Source organism: Pseudomonas sp. NPDC012596, assembly GCF_042902325.1.
Classification (GTDB): Bacteria; Pseudomonadota; Gammaproteobacteria; order Pseudomonadales; family Pseudomonadaceae; genus Aquipseudomonas.
In genome coordinates, this window is the sequence record NZ_JBIBEB010000003.1 from 261,592 (window position 1) to 275,238 (window position 13,647).

Genomic DNA, 13,647 nt, shown 5'->3' on the forward strand with positions numbered 1-13,647 from the left:
TACTGCTTATGAAAGTGCTGGTCGCTATCAAACGTGTGGTCGATTACAACGTCAAGGTTCGCGTCAAGGCGGACAACTCCGGCGTCGACCTGGCTAACGTCAAGATGTCCATCAACCCCTTCTGCGAAATCGCCGTGGAAGAAGCCGTACGCCTGAAAGAGCAAGGTGTGGTGAGCGAGATCGTGGTCGTCTCCGTGGGCCCGACCACGGCCCAGGAGCAGCTGCGTACCGCGCTGGCACTGGGTGCCGATCGTGCCATTCTGGTCGAAGCCGCCGATGAGCTGAATTCGCTGGCCGTGGCCAAGGCGCTGAAAGCGGTTGTCGACACAGAGCAGCCACAGCTGGTGATCCTCGGCAAGCAGGCCATCGACAGTGACAACAACCAGACCGGCCAGATGCTGGCCGCGCTGACCGGCTACGCCCAGGGCACCTTCGCCTCCAAGGTCACCGTGGCGGGCGACACGCTGAACGTCACCCGTGAAATCGACGGCGGCCTGCAGACCGTTGCCCTGAACCTGCCGGCTATCGTCACCACCGACCTGCGCCTGAACGAACCGCGCTATGCGTCGCTGCCCAACATCATGAAGGCCAAGAAAAAGCCGCTGGAAACTGTGACTCCGGACGCGCTGGGGGTATCGCTCGCCTCCACCAACAAAACCCTGAAAGTCGAAGCGCCTGCGGCCCGTAGCGCGGGCATCATGGTCAAGTCAGTGGCTGAGCTGGTCGAGAAACTGAAAAACGAGGCGAAGGTAATCTGATGGCTATTTTGGTAGTAGCAGAACACGACAACCATTCGCTGGCCGCCGCCACGCTCAACACCCTGGCAGCGGCGCAGCAGATCGGCGGTGAAATCGTCGTGCTGGTGGCCGGCCATGATGTGGCAGGGGTGGCGTTCGCCGCTGCCGAGGTTGCCGGCGTCAGCAAAGTGCTGGTCGCCGACCATGCCGCCTACGCGCATCAATTACCGGAAAACCTCGCGCCCCTGGTCGCTAACCTTGGCCGCGACTTCAGTCACGTCCTCGCGCCCGCCACCAGCAACGGCAAAAACACCCTGCCCAGGGTTGCGGCATTGCTGGATGTGGACCAGATTTCCGAGATCATTGCGGTCGAGTCCAGCGACACCTTCAAGCGCCCGATCTATGCCGGTAACGCCATCGCGACCGTGCAATCGAGCGCGCCGGTCAAGGTCATCACAGTGCGCAGCACCGGTTTCGATGCCGTGCCGGCCAGCGGCGGCGGTGCAGTGATCGAAGCACTGGCGGGCGCCACGGATGCACGGCTGTCACGCGTCGTCGACGAGCAACTGGCCACTTCAGAGCGCCCGGAGCTGACCGCTGCCAAGGTTGTGGTGTCCGGCGGCCGGGGCCTGGGCAACGGTGACAACTTCAAGCACCTGTACAGCCTGGCCGACAAGCTCGGCGCGGCGGTCGGTGCTTCGCGCGCGGCGGTGGACGCAGGCTTCGTGCCCAACGACATGCAAGTGGGCCAGACCGGCAAGATCGTTGCGCCGCAGTTGTACATCGCCGTGGGTATTTCCGGCGCCATCCAGCACCTGGCCGGCATGAAAGACTCCAAGGTGATCGTTGCGATCAACAAGGATGAAGAAGCGCCGATCTTCCAGGTAGCTGATTACGGCCTGGTGGGTGATTTGTTCGAACTCGTTCCGGAACTCACCGCTGCCCTTTAAAAGGATAACGATCATGGCTACAGATGCATTGCAGAACTGGGTGGGCCGCAGCGAGACCAGCCACGACCACATCAGCCACAACCTGGTGAAGCGCCTGGCCGCGACGCTCAACGAGCCAACCCCAGCCCCCGGCGACGCCCTGCCCCTGCTGTGGCACTGGGCGTTCTTTCAGGAACCGGTCGGCGAGCCTGGGCTTGGGGCCGACGGCCACCCCGCCCGTGGCGGCTTCCTGCCGCCCGCCGACAACCGCAACCGGATGTGGGCCGGCGGCCGCCTGACGTTCAACCAGCCGCTGCGCGTCGACGCCCAGGTGACGCGCCGTTCGACCATTCTGGATGTGCAGGAAAAGCACGGCCGCACCGGCTCGTTGCTGTTCGTCACGGTGCAGCATGAGTACGTGCAGGACGGCCAATGCGCACTGGTCGAAGAGCAGGACATCGTCTACCGCGAGCCCACGCCGCCCAAGTTGAGCGGTACCGACCCACTGCCGCAAGGCGAGTGGCAGCAGGCTGTGCAACCGACCCCGACGCTGCTGTTCCGCTATTCGGCCGTGACCTTCAACGGCCACCGTATCCACTACGACTGGCCCTATGTCACCGAAACCGAGGGCTACCCAGGCCTGGTGGTGCATGGCCCCTTGATCGCGACCTTGAACCTGCGCGCGTTCGTCCAGGCCCACCCGCACGCACAGGTGCGCCGCTTCAGCTTCCGTGGGGTGCGGCCGTTGATCTGCCCCGACGCCTTCGAAGTCGGCGGCCGCCTGCTGGGCGATGGCGCGGCGCAGCTCTGGGCTGGCAATGCCGCGGGCCAGGCGCAGGTGGGCGAAGTCGAATTCACGCAAGGGGGCCAAGCATGAACCCGGCAACCGTTCGCAGCGCACTGTTCGTTCCCGCCAGCCGCCCGGAGCGCATCCCCAAGGCGTTGGCCAGTGGCGCCGACCGGGTCATCGTCGACCTGGAAGATGCGGTCGAAGAGGCGCTCAAGGAGCAGGCGCGCGATAACCTGGAGCAGTTTCTCAGCGCGCAACCGGGCGCCAGCGTGCTGGTGCGGGTAAACGCACCGGGGCACTGGGCGCATGAAGCGGACCTTGGGCTGTGCCAGCGCCAGCCTGGGGTTGTCGGCATCCTGTTGCCCAAGGCCGAAACCTGCGAGCAGATTGCGCAGGCCCATGCCACCGGCAAACCGGTATGGCCGATCATCGAAAGTGCCAAAGGCCTTACTGCCCTGCCCTCGCTGGCCAGCTCGCCAGGTGTTGATCGCCTGTCGTTCGGCAGCCTCGACCTGGGGCTGGACCTGGGCCTGGCCACGGGCAGTGAAGCGGCAGAACAGGTGCTGGGGCATGCCCGTTATGCCGTGCTGCTGCACAGCCGCGTTGCCGGGCTGGCCGCACCGCTGGACGGCGTATACCCCGCCATCCAGGACACCGCCGGGCTGCAGCGCCACGTGCAGTTCGCCCGCGACATGGGCTTTGGCGGCGCCTTGTGCATCCACCCGAGCCAGGTCGCGATCATTCACGCCGCGCTCAAGCCTGCCGAAGCCGAACTGGACTGGGCGCGGCGTGTGGTCGCCCAGGCCGAAAGCGGCGCCGGCGTGTTTACCCTGGACGGGCAGATGGTCGATGCCCCGGTGATCCTGCGCGCCCGCGCGCTGCTGCTGCACGCAGATTGACTGACATGCCCACGGTACAGGCACGCCCCACTGTTCTGACGCGCAGCGGCGGCCTGTACCGGGGGCGCCCTGGGGAGGCCCCATCGATGGCTGAAGCGTTGAAACAGTGCCCTGCATCCCTGTTGCAGGCGGCAGCACAATTGATGGCGGAGTCCGGCTACGTCGCCATGAGCATGCGCCAGCTGGCCAGCCGGGTCGGGTTGCTGCCCGGCAGCCTCTATCACCACGTCGCCTGCAAGCAGGACCTGTTGCTGAACGTGCTGCTCGATGTGGTCGAACGGCGGATAAACGCCTGGCACAACGGCGCCTACGCCAATGACCTGAACGGGTTCGTCCGCTTCATGCTCAGGCGCCAGCGCAGCCACCCTCACGAATCTATGCTGCTGCGCCACGAGGCACGGCACCTGGACGGCCGGCAGCGCCGGTGGCTGGACCAGGCGCTGGGGCGGTTGAGCCTGCCGCTGACGCACATCGTCCAGGCCGCACAACCGCGCCTGCCTGATACCCAGCGCACCTGTCTGGCGATGCTCACGGTCATCGACGCCGCCGACGGCATGCGCCATGAACTGGGCCACTGCGATGAAGCCTGGGTCGAAGCACGCGTGCTGGCGATGTGTCGCGCCCTGCTGCAACCCTGCCCCGTTTAAACCTGTGGTTACCGAGGCTGGCCTATCCTGTGCTCAGGGGCCTATGGCGCACCTTGCCATGCCGTCGAACAGGTTCACGTCACACAATGTCCGATCACAGCTCCCCCTGGCGTAGCCTGGCAGCCTTCTGCCAGGGCATCCGCGCCGAATTCATTGCCCCGAAACGTTTGCCCCAGCGCCTGCTGGACGAGGCCGAAACCCTGCTCTCGGTGCTGCTGGCCATCGCCATGGCGCATTACCTGGGCGTGGCCAATGTCGGCTGGGCGGCGTTCAGCGGCTACATGGTCATGCGCTCGAGCCTGCACGACAGCGTGTACCGCGGTGGGCTGAGAATCATCGGCACCGCTGCCGGCGCCATGGCCGCTGCGCTGCTGGCAACCCATGCAGGTTTGCCCGGGCATTGGCTGGGGCCGGTGATCGGCCTGGTCGGCGCTGCCACCCTTCTGTGTGCCATCCGCTACGCGCATGGCTATGCCTGGCTGTTCGCCGGGCTGACATTCGCCATGGTCGCCCTCGCCAGCCTGCAGGCAGGCAGCGCCGACGGCGTGCTGTACTTCGCCCGCACGCGGGTCGAGGAAGTCGCCTGCGGCACCCTGGCGTGCTGGTTCGTGGCCATGCTTTCGGGCCGCACCGTAAGGCGCGCCTTGCCCGGTGTCAGTGCGCACGCCAGCCTGGCCAAGGGCGCTGTGCCGGCGCAGATAACCCGCAGCATGCTGGTGCACGTGCTGCAAGCAGGTTTGGCCCTGGCACTGATACCCTTGCTCGGCCACTGGCTGGCGATCGAGGGGCTGAGCCAGGCCGCCATCACCGTCATGGCGGTGATGATGGTGCCGCCGGCGGCGTTGGTGCCGGGCAGCAAAACCGTAACCCTGCGCAATATCCACCGGCTGGTCGGCTGCGCGGCAGGTGCCGCCTGCGCGGGGCTGGCCCTGGCGTTGCTGGGTTCGAACTGGCTCGCCATGACCTTGATAATGTGCATCGGGGTGCTGCTGGGCCGGCATATCGAAAACAGCAACCGCGCTTTTGCCTATGCCGGCACCCAATTCGCCTTGGTGTACCTGGTGGTGATGGTGCCCGACACCTACGCGCATGCCAGCCCGGAACCCGGCTGGATACGCCTGGAAGGTGTGGTTGCAGGGTTTGTCCTGATCGGCGTCGTGCGCCTGGCGAACCTGTTCGTCCGCCAGCGCACGCCGGTCGATCAGCACACACCGTCAGGCGATTGAGGGGGCGCTGGCCCGTAACCGCTCCAGATACACCGGGAACACCTCTGGGTTGACCATGCGTGGCCCGGGCTCGGCGTTCAGTACCTGGAGGATCTGCTGCGCTGCCCAGTGCCCCATCCGCCACCGAGCCTCAGCGGTGACCCCGGCGGTGTGGTAAAGGCCTACAACATTCTTCAGCGCAAGCAACGGGTGATCGAGTGCGGGTGGTTCTTCGTCCCAGACGTCGAGGCCGGCGCCGCCCAGATGGCCGCGGGCGAGCGCGCCATGCAGGGCGGCTTCATCGTGCAGCCCACCGCGGGCCGTGTTGATGAAGATGGCGCCTTGGCGCATCCGCGCAAAAGCAGCCGCGTCCATCAGGTTCAGGGTCGCCGGTGTTCTCGGGCAGTGCAGCGAAACCACGTGGCTTTGCTGAAGCAGCTCATCCAGCGAACACGGCCGGGCTCCCTTGGCGGTGATCTGTTCGGGCTCCAGCAGCGGATCATGGGCGATTACCTGCATCCCCAGTGCTTGCGCAATGCGCGCTACCCGGGTTCCGATTTGCCCCAGGCCGACGACGCCCAGCGTCTTCTCGTACAGTTCTGCCCCCATCAAATCTTCACGGGCGAAGCCCCTTGTCGAGCGCAAGCGCCGGTCCGACTCGCTGATACGCCGGGCGCAATCGAGCATGAGGCCGATGGCCGCCTCCGCCACCGACTGGGCATTGGCGCCAGACTGGTTGACCACCAGCACACCGGCCCGGCTGCACGCGGCAATGTCGACCGTGTCATAACCGGCGCCGTTGGTGGATACGCACAACAGGTTCGGCAACTGGCTCAACAGGGGCGCAGTCACGTGCCAGGCCGGGGGCAGCTCATCACGGGCCGAGGGCACCTGATACACATGGCTGCTGCGCAGTGCCCGCAAGATCACCTCGGGGCTCTCGTCACGGGCCACGGTGGTCAATTCGACCCCTGGCGTCATGGCCAAGGTCTGCGCCATTACTGGGTGGTACCAAACGTCGAAACGCATGACCTTCTTTGAATTCAAGTTCATCTGGCCGGCCCCTCAGTGGCTGACGTGGCTAGGCAACGGCTTGCGCCCCAAGAACTTGCGCACGCCGATGTTTTCCTCGACCTTGCCGTCGCCATCCAGGTAGCCGTGCTGGCGCAAGTCGGGCATCAGCAGTGCGGAAACCAAGGTAATGGCGCCGATAGCGGCCACGTACAGGTAGAAGTAATGCTCCACGCCCAGTGAGCGGAAGGTCAGTGCCACGTATTCGGCCGAGCCACCGAACAACGCCGCGCCCACGGCATAAGGCAGGCCTACCCCCAGCGCGCGTACGGTCGGCGGGTAGAAGTCGGCCTTGAGCACGCCGGTCACCGGGGTATAGAACGCTGCGATGAGCAGCCCGCCCACTACCAGCGCGAACGCAGCCAGCGGGCTGTGCACCGACTTGATGGCGGTCAGCAGCGGGATGACCAGGCAGGTCGACAGCACGCCGAAGATGATCATGTTGCGGCGCACGCCGATCTTGTCGGCGAGCAGGCCGAAGACCGGCTGGCAGAGCATGAAGATCACCAGTGCCGATGCCATGATGATGCTTACCGTCGGTGCAGGCATGCCGACGCTGACCACCAGAAACTTCTGCATGTAGGCCGTGAAGGTGTAGAAGTACAACGAGCAACCGATGGTGATGGTGAAGGTCAGCAACACGGCGCGCTTGTGTTGCAGCAACGCCTTGATCGAGCCGGCCTCCTTGCGCTTCATGTCTTGCTCGGTGGCCGTCTCACGCATGGTCCGGCGCAGGTACACCACCACGACAGAGGCCAATGCACCGATCAGGAACGGCACGCGCCAGCCCCAGGCCTTGAGGTCCTGTTCGGAAAGCACCAGCTGCAGCACGGCCACGGTGAGCAAGGCCAGCAGTTGCCCGGCAATGATGGTCATGTACTGGAAGGAGCCATAGAACGAACGCCGCCCTGCCCTGGACACCTCACTGATGTAGGTGGCCCCGGTGCCATACTCGGCACCGACCGACAGCCCCTGCATCAGCCGCGCCACCACCAGCAACACCGGTGCGGCGACGCCGATGGATGCGTAAGTGGGCATGATCGCGATCATCAGCGAGCCGCCGCACATCATGAACACCGAGATGATCATGGAAATCTTGCGCCCACGGGTATCGGCGATGTAGCCAAAGATCCAGCCGCCCAGCGGGCGCATGAAAAAGCCCACCGCAAAGATGCCAGCCGTGGCCAGCAGTTGGCTGGTCTGGTCACCTGCCGGGAAGAACAGCGAAGCGAAGTAGATCGAGGTGTAGGCGTAGATGAAGAAGTCGTACCACTCCACCAGGTTGCCGGAACACACGCCGACGATGGCGGTGGTGCGCTCTTTGCGCGTCAACGGACGGGCCGTGCCCATGTCTGCATTCATGTTAGTACCCTTGTTGTTATTGTTTTACCGACTCGGCTACAGCTTTGCACAGCGCCGTTTTCGCGGAAGGCCTGCCGGGCGTCTATCAGTTATGCCTGCCCGGCATGGCTAAGTTGCCCAGGCGCCGGTGACCGTTCAGGCGCAATGCCGGGCGTGAAAATCCGCGATCCGGCGCCACATTTCGATGGGGTTGGAATACATCGGGAAGTGCCCGCACCCAGGGATGCTGGCCAGTTCGACGCCCTTGGCTTGGATATCCGCGAGGTAAGACAGGTGGCTGTTCTGCTCGCCGTACATGAACAGGCGCGGGCACGGCAGGCCGAGAAACCGGGCCATCAGCTCGCCTTGGTCGGACAGCCGCACCATCGAGGTGAAAATGCCCCTTACCGCCTCGGCCCGCACCTTGTACGGCAGGCTGGCAGCGTACAGCGCACTGGCCGGGTCGCTGCTGTGGCGGGTGCGCCCGATGAAGGCATCGAAGAATGCCCCGGGTTGCTCAGCCGGGTAGTCGAAAATCTGGCGGCTGAGGAAGCAATCCTCCGGGGCGATGTTGCCTTCGATGTCGACGAAGCTGATCACGCGCTCGGGGCAGTGATCGGCGAGCAGCAGCGCTGTCAGGCCGCCCATCGAGTGCCCCACCAGGTGAAAGCGCTCGACGGCGAAATGATCGAGTACCTTGAGCGCGGTCGCCAGCAACAGCGGGACGTCGATCCGCGACAGGTCGCTGCAACGGCTTTCACCGCACCCCGGCGCGTCATACGCAATGAACCCACGGCCAGCGAACGCTGGCTGTCGCGTCAGGCCGGCGTAATCTTCCTTGGTCGAGCCGAAGCCATGCAGAAACAGGATCGGCGCGCCCTGCCCTTGGCGATACGCAGTAGCCAGCTCAAGGTTGACCCCTTCGATCGTCAAAGGCAGCACGCACTGGCGATAAGATTGCGATTCGGGCACGGGTGAGCTCCTGCTGGGTTGGGGGGCTCACTCTCGACGGTCATCGGCCATCTGTAAATTCCTCATCGACAATCTTTTCCATACGCCAAACCTATCGACTACCCGCCCCCAACTGCGCCACCAACGCCGCCACCAACGGGTTGCCCCGTGCGGTATTCCAGGCGTACGTGGTGGTCACCACGCTGACCTTCTGCGACAGCGGCCGCATCACCACATTGGCAGGCGCGAGCTTTTTCATGGCAGCGGGCACCAGGGCAATACCCTGCCCGCAACTGACGAAGGCGATTTGCGAAGCCACCGAGCGCACTTCGTGCAGTACCCGGGGCGAATAACCATGCGCACGGCAGGTCGCGATCAGGTTGTCGAAGTACAGCGGGCTGACCTTGCGGGCGAACATCACCAGCGGCTCACTGGCCAGGCTCGCCAGGTCGATGCGGCTGCGCTTGGCGAGGGGGTGCTCGGTCGGCAAGGCGACCATCAGCCGCTCTTCAGTCAACGGGCGCCACTCCAGGCTTTTGCCCAGGTCGCCATCGAGCCGGGCGAACGCCAGGTCGATATCGCCTGCCTCCAGCGCGGGTACCGCCTCGACGCTGTCGATTTCACGCACCGACACCGTCACCTGCGGATGATCGTGCTTGAACCGCTCGATCACCCCAGGCAGTACGTCGAACATGGCCGACGAGATGGCGCCGATGGTTAGCATGCCTTGGTGCCCCGCCACCGCCTCCTCTACGGCCAACTCCAGCCGTTCGAGCTGGTCGGCGAATTTGCGCACTGCGGGCAGAATGGCCGCGCCTACCGGGGTCAGGCTCGCGCCGCGCCGGGAGCGCTCGAACAGCTTGACCTTGAGCGCCTGCTCGAGAATCTGGATCTGCTCGGTCAACGGTGGCTGGGTCATGCCCAGGCGCTTGGCTGCGCGGCCGAAGTTGCGTTCCTCGGCCACCGCAAGAAACAGCCAGAGGTGGCGGATGAGGCGGAAATTGATCATGGCGGTTCCATAGGTTGGGCATATGTTAAGCATCCTTGATAAGGAATATACCTATCATATGCGCTGTCGGACACTCAGGCCTCCTTCACCACAGAGGTTCACCCATGAGCCAAGACAGCGTGCTCGACCGCCTGGCCGCACTGGACACCAACACCGTGTCCGACGCCCTGGACTTTCTCGGGCTGCCCGGCGCCACCTTCGGCCTGCGCCCGTTGTGGCCATGCCCCAAGGTGGTCGGCCGCGCCAGCACCGTGCAGCTGGCGGCCAAGGCCGACAGCGCACCCACCGTGCACTTGATCACCCCGGTGGTCGAGGCCATCACCACGGCTGACCGTGTGCTGGTCATCGCCGGCGGGCTTGAAGGCGTTTCATGCTGGGGCGACATCCTGGCCAATGCGGCCCGCGCAAAAAACGTGCGCGGCAGCATCATCGATGGCTGCAGCCGCGACATCGACGGCAGCGCCGCGATCGGCTACCCACTGTACGGCCGCGGTATCACCATGATCAGCGCGCGTAACCGCGTGGTGCAGGTAGCTGCCGCCTGCCCCGTGCAGGTGGCCGGGGTAGCGGTCGCGCAGGATGACTACGTGATCGCCGACAACTGCGGCACCGTGTTCATCGCCCAGGCGCAGATCGCCAAGGTGCTGGACCTGGCCGAGCGCATCGATCGCCGCCAGGCTGGCATGGTCGACGCGGTACGCGCCGGCCGCTCGGTGGCTGAGGTGATGCACGACAGCCAGTTCGAAGCCATCAACACGGAGCAGCCTTGATGAGCGACCTCGATAAAGACCTGGTGGCGCTGTTCGCAGGCCTGGACACGCCCGGTGTTTCGGACGCCCTGGACAAGCTGGGTTTGCCCGGCCAGTGCCTGGGCGTGATGCCACTGGCCAACTACGACACAGTGCTGGTCGGCCCGGCCTACACCGTGCAATACGTGTCGGCCAGCACCCCGCCGGGCACCGTGGGCGACTTCATCGACGATGTCGCCCCGGGCGATGTGGTGGTGATCGACAACCAGGGCCGTACCGACTGCACGGTGTGGGGCGACATCATGACCCAGTACGCCGGGCAACGGTGTATTGCCGCGACGGTGATCGACGGTGTGTGCCGTGATGTAACCAAGGCCCTGGGCGACGGCTACCCGATCTTCAGCAAGGGCCGCTTCATGCGCACCGGCAAAGACCGCGTGCAGGTGCAGGCGATCAACCAGCCGGTGTCGATCGGCACTGCCCGCGTCTGCGCCCGCGACATTATCGTCGCCGACGCCAATGGCGTGGTGGTGGTGCCACGTGAACGCGCCCGCGAAGTCGCCGCAACCGCACGCCGTATCGAAGCGGTGGAGGCGCAGATCCGTACGCAGATCAGCCAGGGCAAATCGCTCAGGCAAGCGCGTGAAGCCCTGGGTTACCACACACTGCAGAGTAAAGCCTGATGAGCATGAACCATTCCGACCTGCCATTTCCCGCCGACTTCGCCGAGCGTGCCCGCCTGCTGGGCACATCCACCCTGTTCGAGGCCTCGCACCTGCCCTGTGCGGTAGACAGCGACATCCGCCCGGTATGGGCAGGCGCCTTCATCGCCGGCCCGGCGTACCCCCTGCAGTGCTCGCCAGGTGACAACCTCGCGCTGCACCTGGCCCTGGAGCGTGTCCCACGCGGCAGCGTGCTGGTGGTCGGCACCGGCAACTTCATTGCCGGTTACTGGGGCGAAGTGCTCACCGTTGCCGCCGAAGCCGCCGGTGTCATCGGCCTGGTGATCGATGGCGGTGTGCGCGATATTGCCGCGCTGCGGCGTCGCGGCTTCCCGGTGTTCGCCCGCGCCATCTCGGTCAAGGGCACGGTCAAGGCCAGCGTGGGCTCGCTGGGCAAACCGTTCAATTTCGCCGGCGCAGCGGTTGCCCAGGGCGACCTGGTGGTGGCCGATGACGATGGGGTAGTCATCGTGCCCAAAGCCGATGCCGCGCGCACCCTCGCCGAGGGCCAGGCGCGTGCTGACAAGGAGGCGTTGATGATGCACGCCATCGAACAGGGCACGACCACGCTGGAGCTCATGCAGCTGACCCAGTGGCGAGAAGCGCAATGACCGGCAATGGCAACCTTCAGCGCCTGAACACGCGCCTGGCCAGCGCCCGCCCCTCCGCCACCTACGCGATCATCGACCGCGTCGCCCAGCGCCGCGCCGAAGGGGCGAAGATCATCTCCCTGTGCGCGGGCGAGCCAGACTTCGACACCCCCGCGCCGATCCGTGAGGCGGCCAGGCAGGCCATCGACCAAGGCCATACCCGCTACACCCAAGTGGCCGGCAGCCGTGCGTTGCGCGAAGCGGTGGCGGCGAAATTCCGTGAGGAGAACGGCTTGCCGGTAGAGTGGCAGGACACCCTGGTGTGCAGCGGCGGCAAGCAGGTGATCTACAACGCCCTGGCAGCCACCCTCAATGAGGGTGACGAGGTGATCGTGCCGGCGCCGTTCTGGGTCAGCTACCCCGAGATGGTCCAGCTCTGCGGTGCACGCAGCGTGATCGTCACCTGCGATGCCCGCAGCGGCTTCAAGCTCACGGCCCAGGCGCTTGCCGAGGCGATCACCCCGCGCACCCGCTGGCTGATCCTCAACTCGCCATGCAACCCGACCGGCGCTGTGTACAGCGGTGAAGAGCTACAGGCACTGGCAGAGGTGTTGCTGGCGAACCCCGATGTGCTGGTGCTGGCCGACGACATTTATGAGCATCTGATCTTCGATAATCAGCGCTTTCACACCCTGGCCCAGGTAGAGCCGCGCCTTGCAGGCCGTACCCTGACCATGAATGGGGTGTCCAAGGCCTATGCCATGACGGGGTGGCGCATCGGCTTCGCGACCGGCCCGCGCTGGCTGCTGGAAGCCATGGAAAAACTACAGGGGCAACAAACCTCCGGCGCCTGTTCGGTTTCACAGCAAGCGGCGCTGGCCGCGCTGCAAGGCCCCAAGGATTTCCTTCACACTTCGCGCGCGGTATTTCAGCGGCGGCGCAACCTGATGGTCGACGCCCTCGCCGCAACCCCCGGGCTGCACTGCGAACCACCGGCCGGTGCGTTCTATGCGTTTGCCAATTGTGCCGGGCTGATCGGCAAGACCTCACCCGGCGGCCGCTACCTGGGCACCGATGAGGATGTGGCCCTGGCGCTGCTCGACGAAGCCGATGTGGCGGTGGTTCATGGCAGTGCCTTCGGGCTCGGCCCGTACCTGCGCATTGCCTACGCGCTGGACGATGATTCGCTGGCCAGCGCCTGTGCGGCCATCGCCCGGTTCTGCCGGGCTGTCATACCGCAGGCTTGAGGCAACCTCACCCGGCCGTTGCCTGCGCCGTGCACTGCGCGCTGTGCAGGCAATTGGTCAGGTGCAGGCGCATCGCCGCACGTGCCACCTCGGCGTCGCCCCGCTCCAGCGCGGCGCAGATCTGCTCGCGCTCACGTGCCTGGCGCATGCGTTGCTGCGGGTCGACGGTGGGTTGAACGCCTTCGATTTGGGTGTTGCCGACATGCGTCATGGCATCGATGAAGAAGCTGTTGCCGGTGCACAGGGCGATTTGCAGGTGGAACTCGAATTCGATGCGGTTGCTGTCCTTGTGCAACGGCCCCACGGCGTTGGCCTGATCCAGCGCTTTGCGCAGGGCAAGCAACTGGCTGGGCGTAGCACGTTGCGCCGCCAGCGCGGCACCCTCCACTTCCAGGCTCAGGCGCAGCTCGATGCGGGCCACGGCATCGTGGGCGGTGCCCTTCTCGCCTTGACTGTCCTGAAAATTACCCGGCCGGGTGGTGTCCACCACGAAGGTACCAATGCCACGGCGCGTCTCTACCAGGCCCTCCGCCTGCAGCCGCGACATGGCTTCGCGCACCACGGTACGGCTGACGCCGCGGGCTTCGGTGAACGCTTGTTCAGTGGGCAGCTTGCTGCCGGCAGGCAGCTCGCCAGCGAGAATCCTGCGCGACAGGTCGAGCACCAGTTGCTGGGCCAGGCTGAGGCGTCGGTCGGGGGTATCGCGCTCCATTCACTTGATCCATTCAAACAAAACGATGCGCGATTATACCCGCAGGCT

General features: G+C 65.2%; 15 protein-coding genes. 10 read left to right on the forward strand and 5 right to left on the reverse strand.

The annotated features are described in order from the left end of the window. The first annotated feature begins 8 nt into the window (after window positions 1-8). The 6 genes from ACFY68_RS05850 to ACFY68_RS05875 all read left to right on the forward strand — a co-directional run bounded on the left by ACFY68_RS05850 (window position 9) and on the right by ACFY68_RS05875 (window position 5,228). Entirely contained in the window at window positions 9-758 is a 750-nt protein-coding gene (locus ACFY68_RS05850; RefSeq protein WP_387524361.1) for an electron transfer flavoprotein subunit beta/FixA family protein, read from the forward strand. Further along, window positions 758-1,687, forward strand: coding sequence for an electron transfer flavoprotein subunit alpha/FixB family protein (locus ACFY68_RS05855; RefSeq protein ID WP_387524364.1), 930 nt, complete (start codon window positions 758-760; stop codon window positions 1,685-1,687). The genes ACFY68_RS05850 and ACFY68_RS05855 overlap by 1 nt, the downstream gene beginning before the upstream one ends. 13 nt (window positions 1,688-1,700) lie before the next feature. Further along, the gene (locus tag ACFY68_RS05860; RefSeq protein ID WP_387524366.1) at window positions 1,701-2,543 is read left to right on the forward strand and encodes a MaoC family dehydratase N-terminal domain-containing protein; all 843 of its coding nucleotides are present in this window, start codon (window positions 1,701-1,703) and stop codon (window positions 2,541-2,543) included. Then, window positions 2,540-3,355: an HpcH/HpaI aldolase/citrate lyase family protein gene (locus ACFY68_RS05865; protein ID WP_387524369.1), complete on the forward strand. Its 816-nt coding sequence runs from the start codon at window positions 2,540-2,542 to the stop codon at window positions 3,353-3,355. Before ACFY68_RS05860 ends, ACFY68_RS05865 begins: the two co-directional genes overlap by 4 nt. Window positions 3,356-3,441: 86 nt before the next feature. Continuing rightward, entirely contained in the window at window positions 3,442-4,002 is a 561-nt protein-coding gene (locus ACFY68_RS05870) for a TetR/AcrR family transcriptional regulator (protein WP_387524372.1), read from the forward strand. Between the two features lie 86 nt (window positions 4,003-4,088). Further along, window positions 4,089-5,228, forward strand: a complete 1,140-nt coding sequence (locus tag ACFY68_RS05875) for an FUSC family protein (RefSeq protein WP_387524375.1) — start codon at window positions 4,089-4,091, stop codon at window positions 5,226-5,228. On the opposite strand, the gene ACFY68_RS05880 is transcribed toward ACFY68_RS05875, so the two are convergent. From ACFY68_RS05880 to ACFY68_RS05895, 4 genes are all read right to left on the reverse strand, one after another. Then, window positions 5,217-6,260, reverse strand: a complete 1,044-nt coding sequence (locus tag ACFY68_RS05880) for a hydroxyacid dehydrogenase (RefSeq protein ID WP_387524378.1) — start codon at window positions 6,258-6,260, stop codon at window positions 5,217-5,219. The genes ACFY68_RS05875 and ACFY68_RS05880 overlap by 12 nt on opposite strands. 12 nt (window positions 6,261-6,272) lie before the next feature. Further along, window positions 6,273-7,628, reverse strand: coding sequence for an MFS family transporter (locus ACFY68_RS05885; RefSeq protein WP_387524658.1), 1,356 nt, complete (start codon window positions 7,626-7,628; stop codon window positions 6,273-6,275). 147 nt (window positions 7,629-7,775) lie between these two features. Next, window positions 7,776-8,591, reverse strand: coding sequence for an alpha/beta fold hydrolase (locus ACFY68_RS05890; RefSeq protein ID WP_387524381.1), 816 nt, complete (start codon window positions 8,589-8,591; stop codon window positions 7,776-7,778). A gap of 91 nt (window positions 8,592-8,682) precedes the next feature. Further along, complete coding sequence (locus ACFY68_RS05895; protein ID WP_387524384.1) at window positions 8,683-9,579, reverse strand: LysR substrate-binding domain-containing protein; 897 nt, start codon at window positions 9,577-9,579, stop codon at window positions 8,683-8,685. Window positions 9,580-9,683: 104 nt separating this feature from the next. Here ACFY68_RS05895 and ACFY68_RS05900 point away from each other — a divergent pair, with 104 nt between their 5' ends. From ACFY68_RS05900 to ACFY68_RS05915, 4 genes are read left to right on the forward strand one after another with little or no spacing between them, the layout of a single operon-like run. Next, on the forward strand, window positions 9,684-10,349 hold the full coding sequence (locus tag ACFY68_RS05900) for an RraA family protein (protein WP_387524387.1): 666 nt from the start codon (window positions 9,684-9,686) through the stop codon (window positions 10,347-10,349). Then, entirely contained in the window at window positions 10,349-11,011 is a 663-nt protein-coding gene (locus tag ACFY68_RS05905) for an RraA family protein (RefSeq protein ID WP_387524389.1), read from the forward strand. Before ACFY68_RS05900 ends, ACFY68_RS05905 begins: the two co-directional genes overlap by 1 nt. Further along, a complete protein-coding gene (locus ACFY68_RS05910) occupies window positions 11,011-11,661 on the forward strand; it encodes an RraA family protein (protein ID WP_387524392.1) in 651 nt (216 codons plus the stop codon). Before ACFY68_RS05905 ends, ACFY68_RS05910 begins: the two co-directional genes overlap by 1 nt. Next, complete coding sequence (locus ACFY68_RS05915) at window positions 11,658-12,887, forward strand: pyridoxal phosphate-dependent aminotransferase (protein ID WP_387524395.1); 1,230 nt, start codon at window positions 11,658-11,660, stop codon at window positions 12,885-12,887. Before ACFY68_RS05910 ends, ACFY68_RS05915 begins: the two co-directional genes overlap by 4 nt. 7 nt (window positions 12,888-12,894) lie before the next feature. Here the strand turns inward: ACFY68_RS05915 and ACFY68_RS05920 are convergent, their stop codons facing one another. Beyond that, the gene (locus ACFY68_RS05920; protein WP_387524398.1) at window positions 12,895-13,599 is read right to left on the reverse strand and encodes a FadR/GntR family transcriptional regulator; all 705 of its coding nucleotides are present in this window, start codon (window positions 13,597-13,599) and stop codon (window positions 12,895-12,897) included. Between the last annotated feature and the right edge of the window lie 48 nt (window positions 13,600-13,647).

Coding starts and splice junctions, on each gene's coding strand:
- ACFY68_RS05905 (WP_387524389.1), top strand. CDS start 10,349: ATGAGCGACCTCGATAAAGACCTGGTGGCGCTGTTCGCAGGCCTGGAC.
- ACFY68_RS05915 (WP_387524395.1), top strand. CDS start 11,658: ATGACCGGCAATGGCAACCTTCAGCGCCTGAACACGCGCCTGGCCAGC.
- ACFY68_RS05875 (WP_387524375.1), top strand. CDS start 4,089: ATGTCCGATCACAGCTCCCCCTGGCGTAGCCTGGCAGCCTTCTGCCAG.
- ACFY68_RS05900 (WP_387524387.1), top strand. CDS start 9,684: ATGAGCCAAGACAGCGTGCTCGACCGCCTGGCCGCACTGGACACCAAC.
- ACFY68_RS05855 (WP_387524364.1), top strand. CDS start 758: ATGGCTATTTTGGTAGTAGCAGAACACGACAACCATTCGCTGGCCGCC.
- ACFY68_RS05895 (WP_387524384.1), bottom strand. CDS start 9,579: ATGATCAATTTCCGCCTCATCCGCCACCTCTGGCTGTTTCTTGCGGTG.
- ACFY68_RS05870 (WP_387524372.1), top strand. CDS start 3,442: ATGGCTGAAGCGTTGAAACAGTGCCCTGCATCCCTGTTGCAGGCGGCA.
- ACFY68_RS05885 (WP_387524658.1), bottom strand. CDS start 7,628: ATGGGCACGGCCCGTCCGTTGACGCGCAAAGAGCGCACCACCGCCATC.
- ACFY68_RS05860 (WP_387524366.1), top strand. CDS start 1,701: ATGGCTACAGATGCATTGCAGAACTGGGTGGGCCGCAGCGAGACCAGC.
- ACFY68_RS05850 (WP_387524361.1), top strand. CDS start 9: ATGAAAGTGCTGGTCGCTATCAAACGTGTGGTCGATTACAACGTCAAG.
- ACFY68_RS05920 (WP_387524398.1), bottom strand. CDS start 13,599: ATGGAGCGCGATACCCCCGACCGACGCCTCAGCCTGGCCCAGCAACTG.
- ACFY68_RS05880 (WP_387524378.1), bottom strand. CDS start 6,260: ATGAACTTGAATTCAAAGAAGGTCATGCGTTTCGACGTTTGGTACCAC.
- ACFY68_RS05910 (WP_387524392.1), top strand. CDS start 11,011: ATGAGCATGAACCATTCCGACCTGCCATTTCCCGCCGACTTCGCCGAG.
- ACFY68_RS05865 (WP_387524369.1), top strand. CDS start 2,540: ATGAACCCGGCAACCGTTCGCAGCGCACTGTTCGTTCCCGCCAGCCGC.